Genomic DNA, 23,202 nt, shown 5'->3' with positions numbered 1-23,202 from the left:
TGTTATAATTTTCTTTCATTCCGATAATTTTTCCACCGGGTCAGAACCTCCTGATAAGACCGGGACTTCATATGGGGAAAAGCCTTCATAAGGCGCTTCATACCGGAAGTTTTATAATTCATCAGTTTCTCATATTCCTGCTGAAGCCTGATTTGTTCTGCCTTTTTCTCAATATTTTCCTTTACTTCCCCGCTCTTTTCCATGGCCACGATTACGCCTTCATAAATATTCTCTCCAATTTCATCGGAAACAGTTTTTATTTTCGAGGAGGCTTCATCCAGGAGCTTCAGATGTCTGTTGAAGCTCAGAATAGTGCTGACTGTCAGAATCAGATCTGTCACAAAAACCAGAAGAAGCAGAACCAGTACTGCAAATCCTGGAATTTTGGGAATAAATCTTATAAATCTGAAAATATTAGGATGAATCACATCCATAATCAGGGTACAGCCCAGTCCCCACAGAATAGAGAATTTCAGACAGACATATCCGCAGATATTAAAGTTTTCTTCTGAGTAATCCCACCATTGATTATGAAATATTTTCTCCAGCAGAAATCCTGTAATAAATTCAATGGCAGACGTGAGAAAAAAGGAACCTGCAAACAGAAGCAGAAAACTTCCTTTCAGGGGCGTCAGCACAAAAACCACCAGCAATACGCCGCAGCCGTAAATGGGACATACCGGGCCGTTTAAAAATCCCCTGTTTACAAATTGTTTCAGCTCCAGCGCCGCATAGGCCACTTCCATACACCAGCCCAGAAATGCGTAGATTAAAAAAATCCAGGCTGCTTCATATAATGATACCGGCATAAATTAAATGCTCCTTTAATTTTTAAATCTCCAGAAGTTTTTTCTTCAGTTCACCTTCCAGACGGTTCATTTCCTGTTCTGCCTCCCGACGTTTTTCTTTTCCCTCTTTCTGAATGCGCATTACTTCATCCAGAGTGGAAATCAGAGATTCATTCGTCACCCGTAATGTTTCCATATCCACAATTCCGCGCTCGGATTCCCTGGCGGTCTCCACTGTGGCAACCTTTAACCGTTCCGCGTTCTTTTTCAGCAGCTCATTGGTCAAATCCGTCACTTCCCGCTGGGCCTGAGCCGCCTGAGTGGAATGTTCCACCCCCATGGCCAGAACCATCTGACTTTTCCACAGAGGAATGGTATTTACAATCGTGGACTGAATCTTTTCCACCATAATGGTGTCGTTATTCTGTACCAGGCGAATCTGGGGTGCGGTCTGAATGGAAATCATTCTGGTCAGCTCCAGATCGTGTATTTTCTTCTCAAACCGGGTACACAGAGCTTCCAGATCCTTTGCCTCCTGCGCATCCTCCGGCAACCCGGAGCGGTTTGCCTTATCAATCAAAGCAGACAGTTCTTCTCTGCGCACCTGTTCCAGCTTCTTCTTTCCGGCCAGAATATACATGGAAAGTTCTTTGAAATACACCTTATTCTGTTCATACATTTTGTCCAGAACAGCAGCGTCTTTCATTAATTGTACCTGATGGCCTTCCAGAATTTTGCAGATTTTATTAACATTTACCTCTGCCTTATCATATTTTGCTTTCAGAGCAGTTAATTTACTGGAAGATTTTTTGAAAATTCCCAGAAAACCTCTTTCTTCTTCCGCATCAAACCCTTTCAGTTCCGTTACCACACCGGTAAGCAAATCCCCGATTTCACCAAGATCTTTAGTCTGTACATTTTCCAGAGCCTTTTCTGAAAAATCCGCCATTTTCTTCTGAGTTCCAGCCCCATACTGGAGTACAATATTTGAGTTGTGCAAATCTATCTGGCTGGTAAACTGATCCACCATATGCCTTTCTTCTTCTGTCAGTATGCTGTCATCCCAGGCAGGTTCTACAGCCTGTTCTTCCTGTACTTCCACAATTTCTTCTTTTTCCGGAAACGGCTCCAAAGTCAGCACCGGCGCATCCGCAAATTCCAATCCTTCGCTCATGGTTCTCCTCCAATCCTGTTTCTGCTCGCATTTTCTTATATTACCGTATATTTTTCAAAAATTATATCCTGTTTTTATTTTTAAGTATGCTTTTTAAAATCATCTCTTGTCAGACCTTCCTGTGCCAGCATGGTATGAAGCACGGAAATGTCGGAAGACACATCCCAGGCCACATCCTCAAACAGGCTGTCCAGTAATTTTTCAAAAGCAATATTCAGAGTATCCAGTGTCTGCTCAATCTCTGTTTTGGAATTTCTGATATTTTCTCCCTGTACCGGCTGTTCTTCCAGTTGCTGATAAGCCTCCAGCAGCTTCACGGTAGTAGGCAGATAATACTCCATGAGCTTCTGAATATCATCCAGAGAATCGGGATCTTCCTTTACCCGGTCAAAAATCTTCTCTATCAGCATTTCCATATGAGAAATTTTACGGGAAATTTCCTCTCCGGGAATATTTCTGTTGCATTCCTGTATTTTCCGTATATATTCTTTTCCTTCGGAAATCACCTTCCGTACTTCCGGATTCAGAGAATCATCCCCGGCAGAGGAAGCCGGACGTTTTTCCGGTTCTGCCTGCTGCATACGCTGTTTCTGAATATTCTCGTATTCCTGGTAAGTATCATGGCTGACAATCAGACAGGTATTGTCATGGTCCAGATGTCCCTGCCGAAACCATCCCCTGTCAATCATTTTCTTTATATCTTTCAGAATAAAATGAGATGATTTTCCGCGTTTGTCCGCCAGTTCTCTGATATTACAATAGGTCCTTCCATGCAAATCCGCAATATATCCACGATATCGCTTTAAGGAAGAAAGGATACTGGTTCCTTTCCAGGCCATAATTCCGCTTCCCACCAGAAAGGGAACCAGTATGGAAAGGGCAATCCTGATGCCTATATTAAAACTCCCCAGAATCATACCAATCAGAATCAGGATAATCACAGCCGTCCCGATTCCGATACTGAAGATATAACCGCAGACGGTCAGAGCCATGCCTCCGGCCTTCAGAGATGTATTTCTTTTAAAAAGCTCCTGCTTCGTATTTTCTTCCGGCACTTTCAGATTTTCATATTTATTTTTCTGATTCCGATTTTCCGGAAAAGACTGGGACACCGCCTGATTCACTGCCTCTCCCGCTGTTTTCAATCCGTTCTGAATACTGTTTACCGCTTCATTCACCGTATTTGTAATGGTTCGGTTCAACTGATGAAAATCCTGGGAATTTACAGCATCTTCTACAATATTACGAATCTCTCTTCCAAATTTTTCCCATTCATTATCCATAGATTCCTCCAAAAGTGAAACTGACTTTTACACCTATCTTATTATGTACCATCATCTTTCCAAAATCAACACTTTAATTGCTATTGTATTATTTTTTGCAGAATGGTAGAATAAATTACCAAATCTGAAAGTGAGAAAACATATGAAAACATATCATGACTTAAGAGAGCTGTTAAACCGGATTGACCACAAAGGCTATCCGGCCTACAAAGATACCAGGGGCAGTTATCAGTTTGAATCTTATATCCTGTCCATCGACCATGTACAGGGAGACCCCTTTGCCGCGCCTTCCAGAGTAAGTATTCATGTACCTGGAAAAAACGCCGGTTTTCCGTCAGATTTATTCCAGGAAAAACACAAACGGATTGCTCTGCAGGATTATCTGATTCGAAAATTTGCAAAAGAAACAGAAACCTTTACTTTTAAGGCCAAAGGTTCCGGCAAAAGCGGCCTTATGTCTGTCAGCCGCTGCGGACAGGAAATTCTGGAACGGACTGCCTGTGAAATCCAGCCGAACGGAGGAGTAACTGTCCGGATGGAAATCGGATTTCCCGCCAACGGCAGAACTGTCAACAGCCGGGAATTAATTAAAATCCTGTTTGAATTTCTTCCGGAATGTGTGAAAAAATCACTGTTTTATCAGTCCCTGAATCAAAATTCTGTTCAGAAAAACGCAGAACTGGCAGAAGATCAGCAGTTTATCCGCCTGCAGCTTCCCAAACTGGGACTGGCTGCTTTTGTGGCCAATGAATCCATTCTGCCCAGAGAATCCGGCGTATCTGACCGTCCCATGAAACGGGCCGTTCCTTTCCGGTCACCCAAATCCATGGAAGTTACGCTGCAGCTTCCCAATTACGGAGCAATCACAGGCATGGGTATCCGTAAAGGCATTACTCTGGTGGTAGGCGGAGGATATCATGGAAAATCCACGCTGCTGAAAGCACTGGAACTGGGTGTATACAATCATATAGCCGGAGATGGCAGGGAATATGTGATTACTGATGATACTGCCGTGAAAATCCGGGCAGAAGACGGAAGAAGTATTAAACGGACAGATATTTCCATGTTTATCAACAATCTTCCCAACAAAAAAGATACTGTACACTTTTGTACGGAGGACGCCAGCGGAAGCACCTCCCAGGCAGCCAATGTGGTGGAAGCCATGGAAGCGGGAACAAAAACTCTGCTGATTGACGAGGATACCAGCGCAACTAATTTTATGATACGGGATGAACTGATGCAGCGGGTGGTAAACCGTGATTCCGAGCCCATCACTCCTTTTATCGACCGGGTGCGGGAACTTTCAGAACAGTACGGTATTTCCACCATACTGGTTGCCGGAAGCTCCGGTTCTTATTTCCATAAGGCGGACCAGATTATTCAGATGGACCATTATCTTCCAAAAGATATTACGGAATTTGCCAGAACGGAAGCGGAATCATTTCCCGTTCCCAATGAGCAGGCGCCTGCCTGTCCCCCGCCTTCTTTTCACAGAATTGTGGAACCAGACCAGAGTTTCCGCAAAAATGACAGAATTAAAATGAAAACTCAGGGAAAAGATTCCATTCTCATGAACCGGGATACCATAGATTTGAGGTATGTGGAACAACTGACGGATACGGAACAGCTTACGTCGCTGGGATATCTGGTAAAATATGCTCAGCTTCACCTGTTTGACGGAAAGAAAAGCCTCTCAGAAACAGTAGAAGAATTCTGTAAACTTCTGGATAAAAAAGGGCTGGCTGCTGTCTGTGAAGGAAGTTACGTACCCGGAGGTCTGGCCATGGTACGTAGACAGGAAATTTTTGCCTGTCTGAACCGATATCGTTCATTGAGAATATGAAACAGAAAACCGCCCCTGAATTTTTCCCGCCAAAATTCAGGGACGGCTTTCTTATGTATGATTACTTACAAAACGCAAAAACAAAGGTAAGCAATACCAAAAGGAAAAGACCAAAGTTCATCAAACCCGGAACCGCTTCATCTCATCCGCCAGTTTCTCCGCATTGACTGCCACACTCTGGGCAGACTGGGCCACATTTCCGCTGTTATCCGTCACATTGACAGCTTCAAGGGCCAGATTTTCCGATGTGGCCAGTATTTCTTCTGCACAGGCAGACTGCTGTTCTGTAATTGCAGCCACAGAAGACGCAACTTCATCTACTTTATCCACATTTTCAATAATTTTCTGAACTATCTCGTTGGCAACTCCCACCGTTTCATAAATCTTCTGGAATGTTCCTGAAGCATTCAGAATCAAATCGCTGCTGGCATTGATATTTCCTGTACTGATTTTTGTTTTTTCCACCGCATCTTCCACCAGACTGTTAATCTCAGATGTAATATCTGAAATATGATTTACAGAATTTGCACTGGTTTCCGCAAGGTTACGGATTTCCTCTGCCACTACTGCAAATCCTTTTCCTGCCTCTCCCGCTCTGGCTGCTTCAATCGCCGCATTCAGGGACAGCAGATTTGTCTGGGAAGCAATATCCCCGATAATATCCACAAATTTCCGGATTTCTTCTGTGGAACCTCCTACCTTTCCCACTGATTCTTCCAGTTGTCTGACAGAATACTGTATCACTTCCATGGCCTGTGTTACCTGCCCCATATCGTCCCTTCCCTTTTTGGATATACGGACAGTCTCTTCCATTTTCGTTCTGGCACTGGCTCCGTTTTCTCCGGTCTTTGACACCACTACTGCCAGAGAAGTTGCATTTTCTGCCACTTCTGTGACGGATTTTGCCAGTTCTTCTACGGTATTTTTCAGTTCCTGCATGGAATCAGACTGAGTAGCTGCCGAATCATAGAGGATTTCCGAAGCGGCACTGCTCATTTCCGCCTGTTCATTTAACTGTCCGGAAATACTGAAAATTTCCCCGATGGTTTTTCGCATGGCTTCTGTAAAATTCTTCATACCATGTCCCATTTTTGAAATCTCATCCTGTCCTTTTGATTCAATTTCCACCGTAAAATCTCCGTCTGTAATTTTACCGATATGTTCAGTCAGATTTCTAACAGGCAGAATGATTACATGCACGATTCGAATCACAACCAGAGTAATAATCAAAACTGTCAGAATCATAATTAAAATCATTCTTTCCTGAAGGCTGTACAAATCTCCTAAAATATCACTTTCTTTAATGGCGGATATTAAAATCCAGTCTGTTCCGCCCACAGGCTCCGCCACCACAAAGTAATTATCTTTATCCACTTTAATCCGTTCTGCATCCGGATGGTTGCCGTCTATTTTTTCCGCCACTTTTTTCAGAAAATCATTTGCCTGTTCTGTAATAACACTTCCAATCAAATCCTTATTCTGATGGGCAAGAATTACCTTGCTGTTCTTTTCCACCAGAAAAGAGGAACCTTTCCCCATCACTTTAATTTCTGAAATTATTTCTGAGACACTGTTGAGAAATACGTCTGCCGCCGCAACCGTTTTCACTCCTTCGGTTCCTGACAGAAGTGTGGTGACACTGACGATATATTCTCCGGTTTCTGCGTCGGGATAAGGTCTTCCATATGTAAATTCTTCGTGTTCCAGCCCTTCCCGATACCAGTCTCTTTCTGTTACCACAAAATCCTCTCCCGGTTCCCAGCCCGACAAATCCAGATAATTGCCCTGGTCATCTCCTATATATACACCTGTAGGAAAATTCTCATTCATTCCTACCAGAGACTGAAGGTACGCTTTCTTTGTTTCTTCGTCCATATTCATGGTATCCAGATTGTGATGAATCATGTTCAATGTGGAAAGAATTTCTGCAGACCAGGTTTCGATTTCTCCTGTTTCTGTCCTGGATTCTGCCGTAATCTGCTCTTTTGCCCTGTCGGTGATTATCTTTTTCGAAAAACTGTAAGAAAATATGATAATCAGAATAATTGCGAGAGTTACACATGGAATAATTGCAAGAAGCAGTTTTCCCTTTACTCCTCTGAAAGTCTTCACTCTTTCACTGTTTCTGCTGTTTTCACCCATCTTCTGTACCTTCCTTAATTTTTTGTTTCCACATTATATCATAAATTTAATTGCAAACAAATGAATAATTTTCAGGTCTTTATCTGATTTCACCAATTTTTTTCGCAATCACTACAAATCTTTCATCTTCTGCAGAACCAAAACAGGTAGACAAGGTAAGAAAGGTATCTCCAAATTCTGCTGTCACTCCGGTGTCATAAAGAGACAGTTTTTTAATATTTTCATAGAAATCCAGAAATTCCTGTTCAGTGTTTGCCTGATAAAATTCATAATACTTAAATTCACTTTCTTCCTGAATACGGGTAGAAAATACGGACAGGATTTCATATGTCCGTCCCTCGTACAGGGTGTCAAAGGAAATTCTGGCATGTTCCCGGTAAAAATCTTCACTGGCATATTCATCCAGGTTTCCAAACATGGAACCATCCCGCATATTATGACCGTAAATAATAAAATTTGTTCCTGGTGTATTCAAATCCGCCATATTTCTCACATACAGACAGCCATATTTATCTTTTTCCTTCTGAAAATTATGGTGGAGATAATATTCGTCATCTTCACACTGCATCACCGGATAATCAATATCTGTGCCATCAATGGCAAGCCATCCGGCCAAATCCTGATTTCTGCTTTTAAGCTCTTTAAATTTACTCTGTATTTCTCCTGAATTATTCTGGTATTTTTCTGTTTCCTGCTGTTCTTCCATTTCCAGCAAACTTCTTAATTCTTCCTGCTGTTTTTCATGACTGAAAGACAGATAGTATGCCTGCCCCACCGGGATCAGACATACTATCATAATCAGAAGAAGCAGTATTCTCAGAAACCGGAATTTCTTCCTGTTTTTTCCACGCATACTTCTCTCCATTCTACAGTTACACTCTTTCCGATACTGTGGTAATAAGCCAGGAACAGGAAAATGACTGCCACTCCAAGAAGCCTGCGGATTCTTCCTCCCTGTTTTGCCCATTCCACCAGACGGTAGATAATCTCCTCTTTCTCCTGCTCTGTGATTCCGTTCTCTCCTTCAAAGTACAGCAAAAGATACCCGAATCCTGCTATCATGGCCAGGGTGGCACAGATCTGTATCTGTGTGCTGTCCCCCGTTTTCGGTTCTCCTCCCGGGGGCCTTCCCGTTCTTCCGGCGCTGTCTGTTCCGGAGTCTCCCGGTTCTCCCGCAGGCGTGTCCTTTTTCCCGTTAATCTTAAGGGAAATCTCTGCTTTGCTTTTATTCCCCGCATGGTCCTCCGCTTCCACCTGAAGGCTATGTTTTCCTTCCCCGGAAATCTTTACGGTAAACTCACAGGTTTCTGTTATATCCTGATTGAATTTCCTGTCAGAAACCTCTGTTTTCCTGTCTTTGTCCACCTGGTAGCGGATACCCGATATTCCTCCCGCCACATGTTCTCCGTCGTCGTCTTTTACCTCTACCTTCACTTCCAGGGGCTTCCCGTCCATGCTCTCCTTCGTTCCGGAAAAGCTGATTTCCGGTGCATTGTCCTCAAGGATTATGCCTCCTTCTGCTGTCAGCACCTTCCCTGCCGACACATTCCCCGCATAATCCGTACAGGTCAGCAGGACTTTCCCCTTAAACTCCTCCTCTATCACAATCCTGGCTTCATAGCTCCCGCGTTCCGCCTCTGACTGTACTGCACGAATGACAGATGCGGAACTTCCATATGCTGTCATCTGTCCGGAAAGTCCGTTTTTCTCTGCAATATCTGCTGTCCCGTCACGTTCCGTTCCGTCTTCCGCCATCAGCAGGTATTCCGCTCTGGCAAGGCCGCTGCCTTCTTCTGTAACCGGAACTGTTATCTCAATGCCTTTTTTCTGTATGATCCAGTCCTGAAAGTTCTTATGGCCTGACCCAAAGGACGCCTCCCCCATTACCGGGGCCGCCTCATCCGCCCATCTGGCATACAGGGTGGTTTTTAAAGTTCCCGTATTGTTTTCCACCGGGCTTTCAAAATCCCACAGGCCTCCGTTCAGGCCGTCGTCATCCACGTACCAGCCCTTAAAGTTATATCCTGACTGGACAGGGTCGGATACCGGTTCCAGCAGCCCGCCGTAACGAACTTTCTGTGTATCGGGCCCGGTCCCGTACCCTCCGTTCAGGTTAAAGTCCACTTCATAGATGTTTCTGTCATAGTAGAGCTTTAACACAAGGCTTCCGTCACCTTCCACTTTTCCCTTCGGCTTCCCGGAAGGGTGGTTCAGGTTCACGGTGAATCCCGTATATTTCCTCTGTCTGGCTTCCACTTCCGTCCCGGTCACATTGGCCAGCAGCTTTGTGTCTGCGTCCATCCTGGTGTATTCCTCTCCTGTCAGGTTCTGGCAGTAGTATTCCACACGGTAATCCGCCACTTCAGGGTCTTCCTCCCAGACCGCATACAGGGTCAGGTTCTCCTGCGGCCTCAGCACGTCTCCCTTCCCGCAGCTTTCCCCTTTCCCGTCCGCCCTGGTATTCCAGCATACAAACCGGTATCCTCCACGGGTGGATACTGCTTCCGGGATAAACTCCGCTTCCTGATAAGTGACTTCCCCGTGGACGTTGGCATACCGGGATTTTGTCTCCGCCTCCGGCACATCCGTGCTCCCGTTCCCGTCATAGGTCAGGGTAATATCTTTCCTGTATACACCATACAGGGATATATGTTCTTTTATTTTAATGTCCGTATCTGCCCCCACGGTTCCCCTATATTCAGAATCTGAATAGCTCCAGCCCAGGGGCGTCCAGCCTGCCATTTCCTGCAGCTTCGGCGCATGGATGGTTCCTTCCTGCCCGGAACCGTCCACTTCCACTGTCCTGCTTTCCTTTCCCCCGCCGCTTCCGGAATAGAAGTCTGCAATCAGGGTTTCTGTCCCGCTGCCTTCTCTTTCATAACAGGCATATAAGGTTATGTTTTTCTCTGTCGTCAGAGGTTCCTTCTCCTGATAAAAGGTCCCTTTCCCGTCCGCCCGTGTATTCCATCCCAGGAACTTATATCCCTTCCGGACAGGCCCCGCCTTCACGGTAAAGGCCGCGCCTTTTACTTTTATTTCGTTATGTACGCTGGCATAGCAGGTTTTCTCTTCCGGCCCCGGCATTTCTTCCTTCCCGTCCGTCTCACAGGTCAGGGTAACTTTTTTCTGATACACCCCGTAAAATTCCGTCAGAGCTTCCGTCAGGATAATGGTATCCCCTGGGGCAATGCTGTTTTTCTCAAAATCATCCTGGTTCCGGTTCCAGCCCAGAATCATCCACCCGTCCCCCAGCGCTTCCGGCTCCGGGGCCGCAAGAGTTCTGTCCGCAGATTCCTGATCCGTATACCTCTTTGCCTCTCCGGAATAAAAGCGGGCAGTGAAAGTATCCTTTGCTTTTTCTTCAAAGATAGCGTACAGTGTGATATCTTCTTCTCCCACAGTGATTTCAGCCCCTGGTGCATAGGAGGTTCCTTTCCCGTCTGCCTGTGTATTCCACTCTTTGAAGGTCTGTCCTGTAATGCTCAGGCCTGTGGGTTCCTTTACGGTAATTATTGCACCGGTATGGTAATCTGTTTCATCGGTAACGGGCGTGCCCTGGGCCCCGTTGCTGTCGTAGAAGATGTTGTAAAGGCCGGGGTTGGTCAGGGTGATATATACATAATTATTTCTCAGTTCATTGTACCATTTTCTTTCTGTCTTCATATCATAGACATGAATATTTTCCACATCTTCCTTTTGTATCTGATATTCTCCTTCTCCTTTAAAAATAGCGCCTCTTTTTTCTGCATCACCCACAAAAACCTTAACAGGATGAAGCCATTTTTCTCTGCTGTATATAATGGAATTCAGATAATACGAATATACACTGTCCGTATAGGAAGTGGGGGAACTGTCAATTCCCTGAAATTCCACATCCCCTTCCAGATAAAATTTTCCTTTATTTCCGTCAGAGTAAATGGCTCCGCCTGCTTTTTCTGTAATATTATTATTAAAAATTCCTCCTGTTACTTCTAAATTGTTGTCAGAATAGATGGCTCCCCCTTCTTCTGCTGAATTATCGGTAAAGGCTCCTCCTGTTATGGCTGCTGCGGTACTGTCCGTATAAATGCAGCCTCCCTCTCTGGCTGTATTGTCAGAAAAATTTCCACCTGTTACCGTTAAATCTCCTTCTGTATAAATGCAGCCTCCCATGGTAAGTACATTCTCATTACTGCTTTCCGCTTTATTATCGGTAAAGGTTCCTCCATTTATTATTAAATTACTATATTTGATTGCATAAATACAGCCCCCATTTCCTTCTTCTGCTCTGTTACTTCTAAAAGTTCCCCCATTTATCGTTACTGTTCCTCTGTCACTATAGATACAACCTCCACGTTCCGTTGCTGTATTATTTTCATAAACTCCTCCATTTATAATTATACTGCCATTACGATTTCCAATTGCTCCGCCATAATAAGGTACTGAACAGTTTTTAATTGTCACATTATTCAAAACAGCCGAACCATCAATAACATAAACAGGAGAAATAATATAAGTACGTTCTGTATTTACTGTTACATTTTGAATCACACATTCTCCGTCCACTGTTAATTTTCCAGTAACCATAATAAAAGGACAGGCACCTGCTATTGATTTACCATCCATAATAATATTTCCATTTATAGTCAGATTATCATCTGAATCTACATTAAAATGGCCTATATGTTTTCCTTTTTCAATAGTCCCCTCTCCAACTATATTCACTGTTCCACTTATATTTACCTGTCCATTTATAGTCAACGTTGCATTATTTTCTAAAGTAACCGTACCGTTTTCCAGATTTCCTTCTTTCCACACTGTATCCTGTGTAATTGTCTTGCATTCTGGTTCTTCTCCCACTTCTTCCGTTTCTTCCCCTTCGGCAACCACGGCAATTCTTTCTTCCGGTATCTTATCCATCTGCAAATCCATATCTTCCGCAAAATCCCGGTCTGATTTGCTTCCTTCCATCAGAATTTCTTCCGGTTCCTGCACGGTCTGAACTGTTTCTTTTTCCGGAAACATATCACCGGCGTTCATCACTGTTACGCTTATTTCAGGAAGACCTGTCCCTTCTGCCAGTACGAAAGATTCCGGCAGCACAGGCGTAAAAACATAAGTACCTTCCGTATCTTTATCATATACCGGAGCGCTTTGCCATGTAATATGTTCTAACATCACCGGTTCTGATTCTGCAAATACACAGACTGCCCACAGGGTATCCGGAAGGCTCAGGCTCTCCTGGGCTGTTCCCGTATCTGTCGTCTGCTGCAGCACTTCTTCCGGCAATTCTGAAAAAGACATGATTTCCTGTACCATTTCTTCCGCCTGAACTTCAGAACCGTAAAATTCCACCGGAAGGGAAACCAGCAGCAGACACACAGATAACAGACATGACAGCAGTTTCTGCCGGACCGGGTGTCGTTTGGGCTTCAGGGATTTATCCGGGAAATCTTCCTTTGTCTTTTTCATCTCATAACACGCTCCTTTTCTCCATAATAAAAATGATTAACTTAATTATAACCGAAAAACAGGATATTTGCCAGAAATAAATACTATTTATTTTACAGGAGGTAACAGTTCAGCCACAGCCTGTATTATGGGTGAATCATGCTCGCATGAATGAGCGCAGAATACAGGCTGTGAGCGGAGCGCCCCTTAAGCCTCAGACAGGAGCTGCGACAGCAGCGGCGCCCGCCCGGCAGGCGGTCTGCGGCCTGTTTAAGGGGCGCGGGCTGAACTGTTACTGCAGGAGTGAAAAAAAAGAAAAACAGAAAAAATTTTTACTATTCACAGATATTATAGTATAAATACTTGAAATACAGAAAATTTTTATATATAATAAAAAAAAGTTTCCATACAGAACCGGGAGGTATATATGACCATATTAAGACAAACTGCAATAGCTGAACTGGAAAAGGTTCCTGAAGATAAATTAAACCTGATTCTTCAATTTATAACTACATTATCAAAAGAATCAGAAAATAAAAAAATGACATGTAATATAGAAAAATTTATCATGCCTCCTACTGAAAGAGGACAAAATGCAGACAGTTATATCAGGGAGTTAAGAGATAATGACAGATTTTAAAAGAATATTTATCGATACTTCACCTTTTATATACTACCTTGAAAACAACTATGTATATATGAAACCCATGAAAAAATTTTTTGAAACATGTCTTAACAATAATATTCAAATTGTTACATCGGCAATTACGATAGAAGAATATCTTGTTTATCCATACGCTATTGGTAAAATAGAATTAATTAATAATTTTAAACAATTTACAGAGTATATGAATATTGAAATCATTGATATAAATAGTGAAATAGCAGAATATGCAGCAAGAATCAGAAGCCGATTTAAGTATTTTAAAGCTATGGATTCTTTACAGATTGCAACTGCAGTAATCAGTAAATGCGATATATTTTTTACCAATGATAAACAGCTAAAACAGGAAAAAGAATTGCCATGCATGACTATGGATGATTTATAAATCTTCAGATATTCATCCGGAAAATTTTCCTTTTTCCTTAATAAAGTTGATAAAAAACGAATTCCCCGGCTGTACTGCAATACAGCCGGGGAATATATATTCTAACTTTCCTTCACATACACTTCTTTCCACTCCACAGTTACACTCTTTCCGATACTGTGGTAATAAGCCAGGAACAGGAAAATCACCGCCACTCCAAGAAGCCTGCGGATTCTTCCTCCCTGTTTCGCCCATTCCACCAGACGGTAGATTATCTCCTCTTTCTCCTGCTCCGTAATTCCGTTCTCTCCTTCAAAGTACAGCAAAAGATACCCGAATCCTGCTATCATGGCCAGGGTGGCGCAGATCTGTATCTGTGTGCTGTCCCCCGTTTTCGGTTCTCCTCCCAGGGGCCTTCCCGTTCTTCCGGCGCTGTCTGTTCCGGAGTCTCCCGGTGCTCCCGCAGGCGTGTCCTTTTTCCCGTTAATCTTAAGGGATATCTCTGCTTCGCTTTTATTCCCCGCATGGTCCTCCGCTTCCACCTGAAGGGTATGTTTTCCTTCCCCGGAAATCTTTACGGTAAATTCATAAGATTCCACAAATTCTTCCGTAAATTTTTCTTCCGGCAGATTAATTTTCTTCCCTTTATCTATCTGATAACAGATACCGGAAATTCCTCCCGTCACATTATCATCTATACTATCTTTCACCTGTACTTCTATGTTCAGGGGAGCTCCGTCCGCAGTTTCCTTTGTACCGGAAAAGCTGATTTCCGGCGCGTTATCTTCCAGTATGATTCCTCCGCCTTTCGCTGTCAGGGTTTTCTGTGAAGATATGTTTCCTGCATAATCCGTGCAGGTCAGCATAACTTTTCCTTTAAATTCTTCTTCTATTGCAATTCTGGCCTCATAACTGCCGCGTTCCGCCTCTGACTGTACTGTACGGAGAATGGAAGCGGAACTTCCGTATGCTGTCATCTGGCCGGAAAGTTCGCCCGTCTCTGTAATATCTGCCGCTCCGTCCTGCTCTGTCCCGTCTTCCGCCATCAGCAGGTATTCCGCTCTGGCAAGGCCGCTGCCTTCTTCTGTAACCGGGACTGTAATCACAAGGCTCTTTTTCTGAATCAGCCATTCCATCAGATTTTTGTGTGTTTTGCTAAAAGAGGCTTCTCCCATGGCGGGAGCTGTTTCATCCGCCCATTTTGCATACAGGGTGGTTTTTAAAGTTCCCGTATTATTTTCCACCGGACTTCCAAAATCCCACAGGCCTCCATCCAACCCTGCATTATCCATGTACCAGCCCTTGAAATTATATCCTGATTTAACAGGGTCGGATACCAGTTTCAACAGGCCTCCGTACCGGATTTTCTGTGTATCGGGCCCTGTTCCGTACCCTCCGTTCAGGTTAAAGTCCACTTCATAGATGTTTCTGTCATAGTAGAGCTTTAACACAAGGCTTCCGTCACCTTCCACTTTTCCCTTCGGCTTCCCGGAAGGGTGGCTGAGATTCAGGGTAAACCCGGTATATTTCTTCTGTCTGGCTTCCACTTCCGTCCCTGTCACATTGGCCAGCAGCTTTGTGTCTGCGTCCATCCTGGTGTATTCCTCTCCTGTCAGATTCTGGCAGTAGTATTCCACACGGTAATCTGCCACATCCGGCGTTTCCGAAACATCTTTCCAGATTGCATAAAGATTCGTATTCCCGTCCAGAATGCGGCTGGTTCCGGGCTGAAACATTTCTCCTGTTCCATCTGCCCTGGTATTCCAGCCCATGAACAGATATCCCTGACGGTCACTGATATCCCCAATGACAAATTCAAGCGCCTGATATGTGATTTCTTCATGAACATTTGCATAACATAATTTTTCTGCCGAATCAGGTGCAGTGCCTCCTCCGTTGGCGTCATAGGATAATTTCACATTTTTCTGATAAATACCATAATATGAGGTATGTTCCTGTTCCAGTGTCAGATTGGAATCAGGTTCAATATCTCCGGTAAATGAAAAAATATCTGCAGTCCATCCCACAGGACTCCAGCCATTCATATCCTGCAGAGCCGGAGTATTTATATTAACAGATAAAATATGTTCCTCCACGGTTTTCGGTATGGTTACTTTCTGACCTGCACCGCCGGAATAGAAATCTGCAAGAAACTGCTTCTTTCCATTTTCCAGAAAAATGGGATATAGTACGGTATCTTCCTCAAAAGTTTCCAGGCTTCCCGCTCCGTAACCGTTTCCTGACCTGTCCGGCTTCGTATTCCATTCTACAAAGGTATATCCTTCTTTCTTTACAGCCGGCTCCAGGGTAAACTGCGGATCCTGATATGTAATTTCACCGTGCACATTGGCATATCGTTTCCCCTTTTCTGATTTCAGCGTATTGCCTCCTTCTTCATCCTTATAGGAGACCGTAATATTTTTCTCATAAATACCATAATATTCCGTTTCTGCTTTTGTCAGGGTACACACAGCATTTTCATCAATAGTTTTATTATATAACTTTGTATCTTCACTCCAGCCCAGAACTGTCCATCCTGACATGGGTTTCAGGAACGGTGTGATAACAGTTCCGCCTTTGTCATATCCGCCCACTTCCACCTCAACTGTTTTTTTCTGGTCTGCACCGCCGGAATAGAAATCTGCAGTCAGGGTTTTATTTTCTCTTTCTTTGTACACAGCATACAGGTGGATGTTATCCTGAATATTTGTAATTGTTTCACCACCGTTATAACGAGGTTCTGAGCCATCTTCATGGGCAGACCAGTACAGAAAGTTATCTTTATCCGGAATTGGATAGTCATCCGGTGATTTAACGGTAACATCAGCTCCAGGGTCATATTCCTTATCATCTGTTATCAGTCCGTCCACACCGTAATAAAATACCATAAATTTATCCTCAGGTTTTTCATTTGTCAGATAAATCTGGTTTTTCTCCTCATTCAGCTTACTGTACCATGTTCCTCCGGCTGTATCCACAAACAATATTTTCTTCAAATCTCTTTTTGTAAGGGTATAATCACCCTTCCCATGTGCAATCACGTAATTGTTTTCAGCTTTCAGATAAACAGTTGCCGGATATGTCAGTTCTGAACTGACATACACCTTCTGAGGCGGATACAGATAAATTCCGTCTGTTCCGGAACCTTTCGTATCTCCTGTGAATTTCACATTACCGGATAAAGTGAGGCTGCTGTCGGACAAATAAGACCAGTTTCCCACTGCGCCGCTGCCTTTATATTCCTCTTTGCTGCATGTATTTCCGGAAAAAACTCCTCCATAAATGTTAGTATGGGAATCTACTCCACTGTGTTGAATACATCCTCCTTTACCGGCAGCGCTGTTTCCGGAAAAAGTTCCTCCATAAATATTTACTGTGGATTCATCATTATAAAGAAATCCGCCTCCTGTAGGAGAAGGAGGAAGATCTTTTTCAGAAGTTGCATGATTATTTTGAAATGTACCGCTGTAAATATTCAGGGTGCATCCCTCTACCGCAATGGCGCCGTTATATACTCCGTAACATCCTTCAATTACCGTATCTCTGATATTGATAACTTTATTATGATTGGTGGCACCATACATGGTGGAAATTGCAGCGCCGGTACCGTTTGAGGAACAGTCTGCAATGGTACTGTTATTGATATTCAGTTTACCTTCACACATATAAATGGTGCCGCTGCGGTCTTTACCGCTTACAGAACAGCCTGTTATGCTGGAACCATTAATTTCCACATCACTTTTATCAATATAAATTATACCGCTGTTCATATTAGATGCAGAACAATCTGTTATGCTGGAACCATTGAATTCTGCATAACTGCTTTCATTTAAACTGACCGGTTTTTCACAGTTTTTTATCGAAGTATGATCAGAAATTAATGTTCCTCCTGTCACATTCAGAAAACTTTTACTGAAATTCTGAATGGTACATCCATCCAGTATAACAGTCCCTTCTCTGACAGATACCATAACGTCCGCAGAATTTTCTATTCTCTGTTCCATGGTAATGTTCCGTATCGTCAGACTATGTGCAGCGCTCAATACATGAAAACTTCCCAGCCCCGACGTACCTCCGGTAACAATTGTTCCGCCGCCTTCTATTACCACATTCCCATTAATATTTACTTCTTCTGTCAGAGTCAGAGTTTTTCCCTCGTTTATGGTAATGGTGCCTTCACTTAAAGTACCTCCCGTCCATGTGGTGTCTTCACTGATTGTAATATCTGAGGAAGGTACGGAGGAATCACGGAATAATTCCGTATTTTCTCCCGCAATCATCCTGACGTCTTTCCGGTTTAACACATCCTCTCTCAATCCATCCTCTTTTAATTCATCCTTTGTTATATCATCCTTTCTTATCTCATCTTTGCTTCTTCCAACATCAGATATTTCACTGTCCGATATTTTCCCGGCCATATTTTCCGCTGTATTTTCATCTGCTGCACTTTTATCCTCTTTCTGCTCCTCCGGTAAATCAGCAGACTGTATCATATCAGGCTTTCGTACTGCTTCCTGAATTTCCGGAAGTTCCGCTTCTTCCGCCTGCACTTCAGAACCATAATATTCCACAGGCAGAGATACCAGCAGCAGACAGGCACAGAGCAGAACCGATAACAGCTTCTGCCGAACCGGATGTCGTTTGGATTGTAGTAATTTTTTCGAAAAAAATTCTTTTGTCCTTTTCATTTCATCATACACCCCACTTATGTTAATATTCTGAAATTCAGCCCTTTTCCAGGAAATTTGAATTGTCTGGCCTTCTATTTCCATGGAGTTCTGAATAGTTATGAAAATTATACCATACAGTCATTTTTTGCCTTATATACTTCCTTCCACTCCACATCCACACTCTTCCCAATGCTGTGGTAGTATGCAAGGAACAGGAAAAGAATCTTTTTCAGAAGCAAGCATATAATTCTGCAGCCTGGAAAATTCCTCTACCGATACTTTTATCATTTCTTTTTCCGGCATAAAATCACCGCCTTTGATATCTGTCTATTATCTGCCACATTACAATATGATTATAACAACTTTTCATGGATAATTCAAATTCATTATGGTAAACTGTTTATAATAAATCAAAAAGGAAGTGTTATCCATGCCGGCATTACAATCCAACCTTTCCACTGTTACGCTGGAAGAATATGAATCTCTTCCGGAAAATATACGGGCGGAAGTCTTCGACGGACAGATTTACTACATGGAAGGCCCCTCCCAGGAACATCAGGCAATTTCCACGGAACTGACAACCATACTGAATTCCTATATTAAAAGTAAAAAAAGCCCCTGCAGGGTATTTCATGCTCCATTTGACGTAAAACTGTCCGACAGTCCTCTCACCATTGTTCAGCCAGACCTTATGATTATATGTGATAAAAATAAGCTGGACGGAAAACGCTGCAATGGAGCCCCTGATTTTATCATTGAAATTGTTTCTCCCGGTAATCCGGCAGATGATTACATCCGTAAGCTGTATTATTACAAAAATGCCGGCGTCCGGGAATACTGGATTGCAGACCCGCGCCGCAAAACAGTAACCGTCAATTATTTTGAAGAAAACATACTCAATGTCCAGTATTCTTTTGATTCCACAATCAAAGTCAATATTTTTGATGATTTACTTATCAACTTCTCTGAAATTTCAGATTTGATGAATTTTTCATAAAAAGTGACAGGAAAGGAAGTGATTTTATGCCATTCCCTCAAAAACAGATCTATACATCCGAAGACTACTGGAACCTGCCGGAAGGACAGAAGGCAGAACTGATTGACGGGCAGCTTTTCGATATGGCCCCGCCTAACTTTATCCACCAGAAACTGGTAAGTGTACTCCATTATGCCATTTTTCATCACATTAAAACCAACAATGGCTCCTGTGAAGTGATTCCGGCCCCCTTTGCCGTAAACTTAAATTCAGATGACAAAACCTGGGTGGAACCGGATCTTTCTGTTATATGTGACAGGAATAAAATATCCAGCCGAGGCTGTGAAGGAGCCCCCGACTGGATTATTGAAATTGTATCACCAGGCAGTACCCGCACAGATTACCTGATAAAACTTTTCAAATACCGTACAGCAGGCGTCCGGGAATACTGGATTGTAAATCCTGTAAAACGTATGGTGCAGGTTTATTATTTTGGCTTAGAAGAAAATTCTGAACTGTTTTCTTTTGAAGACGAAATACCTGTGGGAATATTCCCAAATCTGAAGCTCAGAATATCGGATTTACTGTAAAATGCTGAACTGCTGCTAATCCATTCCTTCAAAAATCTCCCCAAGGGTCATTTTTATCTGAGGAAAGGCCTTCAGACAGATTTCCGTATCTCCGTTATAATCTTCCTCTTCTTTATCATTCTGGAGCATATAATTCTGCTCCAGAATATAGTTTCCTGATTCCAGATAATAGATTTCCACGGAACCCTGTGGAGATACTATCCAGTACTCCTCTACCCCCGCTTTTTCGTAAATGTCTTTTTTCTCTGTCCTGTCTCTTTTTGCTGTTGCATTACTTAAGGTTTCAGCAATAAATCGGGGAGTTCCGCTGTATGCACTGCCTTTTAAATTTTTTCGGTCGCAGACAATCATGATGTCCGGGCACACATAATCGTCGTTTTCTTCCGGATGATATTTAAAATCCAGATTTTCCATGGATGCAAAACACATGCTGTTTTTCAGACCGTTTCCTATGATTCTGTATATATTGCCATTCACAATACAATGTCTGTATCCGGGCGACGGCGACATGTCATAAATAACGCCGTTTATTTTTTCATCTTTTTTACGTTCGGATTCTGCCAGACCCATATTATCTTTCCTTTCCTGTTATATAATCACCAGGCAATTGCCTGTATATAATCATTCAGCCAGCGCAATATGTTCTCTATTCTTCCATATCTTCTTCCTTATCAGCCTCCGCCCGTTCCAGCAGTTCCTGCAACAGCTCTTCATCTGTCTCCGTATTTTCTGCCGGAGAAGTCATTTTCCGGGCAGCTTCCTCTGCTCTGGCAGCGCTGAGCTGTTCTTCTTCCTCTGTGAGAAGTTCGTCCGTTTCGGTATTTTCCATCAAAGACTGATCCTCCCGGACTTTTGCAATACTTGCAACGGTAATATCTTCCGACAGGTTCATCAGTTTCACACCGGAAGTTACACGGCCGAGAACAGAAATACCTTCCACCTTCATGCGAATAATAATGCCTTCTGTGGTAATCATCAGAATTTCATTTTCCTGGTTGACAGCCTTCACGCCTACGATATTTCCGGTTTTTTCCGTAATTTTATAACATTTTACTCCTTTGCCGCCCCGATTCTGAGGTGTAAATTCTTCCATTCTGGTGAGTTTTCCAAGACCTTTTTCCGAAGCAATCAGCAGGTACTCACCCTGAGTATTCATCTGCATACCCACCACTTCGTCCCGGTCGGACAGGTTCATGCCAATCACGCCCATGGAAGTCCTTCCGGTACTTCTCACATCCGTTTCATGGAACCGGATACACTGGCCGTATCTGGTAACCAGTATCATATCTTTGGTATTATCCGTCATTTTTACTTCAATCAGTTCATCTTCTTCCCGCAGATTAATAGCCGCAAGGCCTTTTTTACGCACATTGGCATAATCGGTAACAGGAGTTTTCTTCACAATTCCGTTTTTGGTGGCCATAAACAGAAAATGGTCGTTCTTATATTCCCGGATGGGAATAACCGCCGTAATCTTTTCTCCCGGCTGAAGCTGCAGAAGATTGATAATGGCCGTCCCCCTGGCTGTCCTTCCTGCCTCCGGTATCTCGTAAGCCTTCATGCGGTATACTTTTCCGGTATTGGTAAAAAACATCAGGTAATGGTGGGTGGTGGTCATCAGCAGTTCTTCTATGTAATCGTCTTCAATGGTCTCCATGCCCTTAATCCCTTTGCCGCCCCGGTTCTGGCTGCGGAAGTTATCCACGCTCATGCGCTTGATGTAACCAAGTTTCGTCATGGTAATCACCGTATTGGACACAGGAATCAAATCCTCCATGGAAATATCATACTCATCGAATCCAATGGACGTTCTTCTGTCATCACCGAATTTATCGGAAATGGCTGTAATTTCTTTCCGGATAACACCCAGGAGCTTTTTCTCGTCTGCAAGAATTGCTTTTAACTCCTGAATCAAATCCATTAACTGGTTATATTCTGCTTCCAGTTTGCCCCGTTCCAGACCGGTCAGAGCCCGCAGACGCATGTCTACGATTGCCTGAGCCTGCGCGTCGGAAAAAGCAAATCTCTCAATCAGCCGTGCTTTTGCAAGCTGTACATTTTCACTGTTACGAATAATACTGATAACTTCGTCTATATGATCCAGTGCAGTCAGCAGACCCTGTAAAATATGGGCCCGTTCTTCCGCTTTGTTCAGCTCATATCTGGTCCTTCTGGTCACTACCTCTTCCTGGTGTTTCAGATAGTAGCCCAGCATATCGCTTAAATTCAGAACTTTCGGCTGATTGTCCACCAGCGCAAGCATAATTACGCCAAAAGTATCCTGAAGCTGAGTATGCTTGTAAAGCTGATTTAACACTACATTTGGGTTCACATCCCGGCGCAGTTCAATGCAAATCCGCATACCTTCCCGGTTGGACTCATCCCGCAAATCTGTAATACCGTCCACTTTTTTATCACGGACCAGATCCGCAATTTTCTCAATCAGCCTGGCTTTATTTACCATATAGGGCAATTCCGTCACCACAATGCGGTTTTTACCGTTGGCCATGGCTTCAATATCGGAAACAGCCCGTACCTTTATCTTGCCCCGGCCGGTCCGGTAAGCCTGGTCTATACCGGAAGTTCCAAGGATCATACCGCCGGTAGGAAAATCCGGCCCTTTTACAATTTTCAGAATTTCTTCTATTTCCGTTTCCCGGTCTTCCTCAATCCGGTTGTCAATGATTTTAACCACCGCCCCAATCACTTCCCGCAGGTTGTGGGGAGGAATATTAGTGGCCATTCCCACTGCAATTCCCGTAGTTCCGTTTACTAACAGATTGGGATAACGGGAAGGAAGTACAAGGGGTTCCTTTTCTGTCTCATCAAAGTTCGGCCCGAAATCAACGGTATCTTTATTGATATCTGCCAGCATCTCCATGGAGATTTTACTTAAGCGGGCTTCCGTATAACGCATGGCAGCCGCCCCGTCTCCGTCTACAGAGCCGAAATTACCATGTCCGTCCACCAGCATATAGCGGGTAGACCATTCCTGGGCCATATTTACCAGTGCGCCGTAAATGGAGCTGTCGCCGTGGGGATGGTATTTACCCATGGTATCACCTACGATACGGGCACATTTCCGGTGAGGCTTGTCAGGGCCGTTATTCAGTTCAATCATGGAATACAGAATACGCCGCTGCACCGGTTTCAGTCCGTCTCTTACATCCGGAAGTGCACGGGATGCAATAACGCTCATGGCATAATCTATATAAGATTTTTCCATGGTTTTTTTCAGGTCAATCTCATCAATCCGGTCGAATATTTTATCATCCATC

At 43.5% G+C, this 23,202-nt stretch carries 15 protein-coding genes; 5 read left to right on the top strand and 10 right to left on the bottom strand.

The window, feature by feature from the left end; translation table 11 throughout:
• Positions 1-2: 2 nt before the first annotated feature.
• The 3 genes from VSQ32_17265 to VSQ32_17255 all read right to left on the bottom strand — a co-directional run bounded on the left by VSQ32_17265 (position 3) and on the right by VSQ32_17255 (position 3,245).
• The gene (locus VSQ32_17265) at positions 3-809 is read right to left on the bottom strand and encodes a putative ABC transporter permease (protein ID MEH2944552.1); all 807 of its coding nucleotides are present in this window, start codon (positions 807-809) and stop codon (positions 3-5) included.
• Between the two features lie 22 nt (positions 810-831).
• Positions 832-1,962, bottom strand: a complete 1,131-nt coding sequence (locus VSQ32_17260) for a toxic anion resistance protein (GenBank protein ID MEH2944551.1) — start codon at positions 1,960-1,962, stop codon at positions 832-834.
• 80 nt (positions 1,963-2,042) lie between these two features.
• Entirely contained in the window at positions 2,043-3,245 is a 1,203-nt protein-coding gene (locus VSQ32_17255) for a 5-bromo-4-chloroindolyl phosphate hydrolysis family protein (GenBank protein ID MEH2944550.1), read from the bottom strand.
• Between the two features lie 142 nt (positions 3,246-3,387).
• Between VSQ32_17255 and VSQ32_17250 the strand changes: the two genes are divergently transcribed.
• Complete coding sequence (locus VSQ32_17250; protein MEH2944549.1) at positions 3,388-5,088, top strand: ABC-ATPase domain-containing protein; 1,701 nt, start codon at positions 3,388-3,390, stop codon at positions 5,086-5,088.
• 120 nt (positions 5,089-5,208) lie between these two features.
• On the opposite strand, the gene VSQ32_17245 is transcribed toward VSQ32_17250, so the two are convergent.
• The 3 genes from VSQ32_17245 to VSQ32_17235 all read right to left on the bottom strand — a co-directional run bounded on the left by VSQ32_17245 (position 5,209) and on the right by VSQ32_17235 (position 12,681).
• Complete coding sequence (locus VSQ32_17245; GenBank protein MEH2944548.1) at positions 5,209-7,230, bottom strand: methyl-accepting chemotaxis protein; 2,022 nt, start codon at positions 7,228-7,230, stop codon at positions 5,209-5,211.
• A gap of 79 nt (positions 7,231-7,309) precedes the next feature.
• Positions 7,310-8,083: a class B sortase gene (gene srtB, locus VSQ32_17240; GenBank protein MEH2944547.1), complete on the bottom strand. Its 774-nt coding sequence runs from the start codon at positions 8,081-8,083 to the stop codon at positions 7,310-7,312.
• Positions 8,047-12,681 (bottom strand): InlB B-repeat-containing protein, encoded by a 4,635-nt coding sequence (locus VSQ32_17235; protein MEH2944546.1) that lies wholly within the window; start codon positions 12,679-12,681, stop codon positions 8,047-8,049. Before VSQ32_17235 ends, srtB begins: the two co-directional genes overlap by 37 nt.
• A 406-nt stretch (positions 12,682-13,087) precedes the next feature.
• On the opposite strand from VSQ32_17235, the gene VSQ32_17230 reads away from it, so the two are divergent.
• Positions 13,088-13,300 (top strand): hypothetical protein, encoded by a 213-nt coding sequence (locus VSQ32_17230; GenBank protein ID MEH2944545.1) that lies wholly within the window; start codon positions 13,088-13,090, stop codon positions 13,298-13,300.
• Complete coding sequence (locus VSQ32_17225) at positions 13,287-13,709, top strand: PIN domain-containing protein (GenBank protein ID MEH2944544.1); 423 nt, start codon at positions 13,287-13,289, stop codon at positions 13,707-13,709. The genes VSQ32_17230 and VSQ32_17225 overlap by 14 nt, the downstream gene beginning before the upstream one ends.
• A gap of 101 nt (positions 13,710-13,810) precedes the next feature.
• Here VSQ32_17225 and VSQ32_17220 read toward each other — a convergent pair whose 3' ends face one another.
• Positions 13,811-18,376, bottom strand: coding sequence for an InlB B-repeat-containing protein (locus tag VSQ32_17220; protein MEH2944543.1), 4,566 nt, complete (start codon positions 18,374-18,376; stop codon positions 13,811-13,813).
• Between the two features lie 132 nt (positions 18,377-18,508).
• Positions 18,509-18,661 carry a hypothetical protein gene (locus tag VSQ32_17215; GenBank protein MEH2944542.1) on the bottom strand — a complete coding sequence of 51 codons (153 nt, stop codon included), beginning with the start codon at positions 18,659-18,661 and terminating at the stop codon, positions 18,509-18,511.
• A gap of 127 nt (positions 18,662-18,788) precedes the next feature.
• Between VSQ32_17215 and VSQ32_17210 the strand changes: the two genes are divergently transcribed.
• On the top strand, positions 18,789-19,355 hold the full coding sequence (locus tag VSQ32_17210) for a Uma2 family endonuclease (GenBank protein ID MEH2944541.1): 567 nt from the start codon (positions 18,789-18,791) through the stop codon (positions 19,353-19,355).
• Positions 19,356-19,381: 26 nt separating this feature from the next.
• Positions 19,382-19,924: a Uma2 family endonuclease gene (locus tag VSQ32_17205; protein ID MEH2944540.1), complete on the top strand. Its 543-nt coding sequence runs from the start codon at positions 19,382-19,384 to the stop codon at positions 19,922-19,924.
• Between the two features lie 15 nt (positions 19,925-19,939).
• Here the strand turns inward: VSQ32_17205 and VSQ32_17200 are convergent, their stop codons facing one another.
• A complete protein-coding gene (locus VSQ32_17200; GenBank protein ID MEH2944539.1) occupies positions 19,940-20,494 on the bottom strand; it encodes a Uma2 family endonuclease in 555 nt (184 codons plus the stop codon).
• A 76-nt stretch (positions 20,495-20,570) separates the two neighbouring features.
• Positions 20,571-23,201 carry a DNA gyrase subunit A gene (gene gyrA / locus VSQ32_17195; protein MEH2944538.1) on the bottom strand — a complete coding sequence of 877 codons (2,631 nt, stop codon included), beginning with the start codon at positions 23,199-23,201 and terminating at the stop codon, positions 20,571-20,573.
• Between the last annotated feature and the right edge of the window lies 1 nt (position 23,202).

The organism is Lachnospiraceae bacterium JLR.KK002, assembly GCA_036941025.1.
Taxonomy (GTDB): domain Bacteria; phylum Bacillota; class Clostridia; order Lachnospirales; family Lachnospiraceae; genus Petralouisia.
The sequence above is the reverse complement of the archived record's forward strand: the minus strand, read 5'-3'. Positions and strand labels throughout refer to the sequence as shown.

What these genes read in the sequence shown, in the direction of transcription:
- VSQ32_17265 (MEH2944552.1), bottom strand. Translation starts at nt 809, where the DNA reads ATGCCGGTATCATTATATGAAGCAGCCTGGATTTTTTTAATCTACGCA.
- VSQ32_17260 (MEH2944551.1), bottom strand. Translation starts at nt 1,962, where the DNA reads ATGAGCGAAGGATTGGAATTTGCGGATGCGCCGGTGCTGACTTTGGAG.
- VSQ32_17255 (MEH2944550.1), bottom strand. Translation starts at nt 3,245, where the DNA reads ATGGATAATGAATGGGAAAAATTTGGAAGAGAGATTCGTAATATTGTA.
- VSQ32_17250 (MEH2944549.1), top strand. Translation starts at nt 3,388, where the DNA reads ATGAAAACATATCATGACTTAAGAGAGCTGTTAAACCGGATTGACCAC.
- VSQ32_17245 (MEH2944548.1), bottom strand. Translation starts at nt 7,230, where the DNA reads ATGGGTGAAAACAGCAGAAACAGTGAAAGAGTGAAGACTTTCAGAGGA.
- srtB (MEH2944547.1), bottom strand. Translation starts at nt 8,083, where the DNA reads ATGCGTGGAAAAAACAGGAAGAAATTCCGGTTTCTGAGAATACTGCTT.
- VSQ32_17235 (MEH2944546.1), bottom strand. Translation starts at nt 12,681, where the DNA reads ATGAAAAAGACAAAGGAAGATTTCCCGGATAAATCCCTGAAGCCCAAA.
- VSQ32_17230 (MEH2944545.1), top strand. Translation starts at nt 13,088, where the DNA reads ATGACCATATTAAGACAAACTGCAATAGCTGAACTGGAAAAGGTTCCT.
- VSQ32_17225 (MEH2944544.1), top strand. Translation starts at nt 13,287, where the DNA reads ATGACAGATTTTAAAAGAATATTTATCGATACTTCACCTTTTATATAC.
- VSQ32_17220 (MEH2944543.1), bottom strand. Translation starts at nt 18,376, where the DNA reads ATGAAAAGGACAAAAGAATTTTTTTCGAAAAAATTACTACAATCCAAA.
- VSQ32_17215 (MEH2944542.1), bottom strand. Translation starts at nt 18,661, where the DNA reads ATGCCGGAAAAAGAAATGATAAAAGTATCGGTAGAGGAATTTTCCAGG.
- VSQ32_17210 (MEH2944541.1), top strand. Translation starts at nt 18,789, where the DNA reads ATGCCGGCATTACAATCCAACCTTTCCACTGTTACGCTGGAAGAATAT.
- VSQ32_17205 (MEH2944540.1), top strand. Translation starts at nt 19,382, where the DNA reads ATGCCATTCCCTCAAAAACAGATCTATACATCCGAAGACTACTGGAAC.
- VSQ32_17200 (MEH2944539.1), bottom strand. Translation starts at nt 20,494, where the DNA reads ATGGGTCTGGCAGAATCCGAACGTAAAAAAGATGAAAAAATAAACGGC.
- gyrA (MEH2944538.1), bottom strand. Translation starts at nt 23,201, where the DNA reads ATGGATGATAAAATATTCGACCGGATTGATGAGATTGACCTGAAAAAA.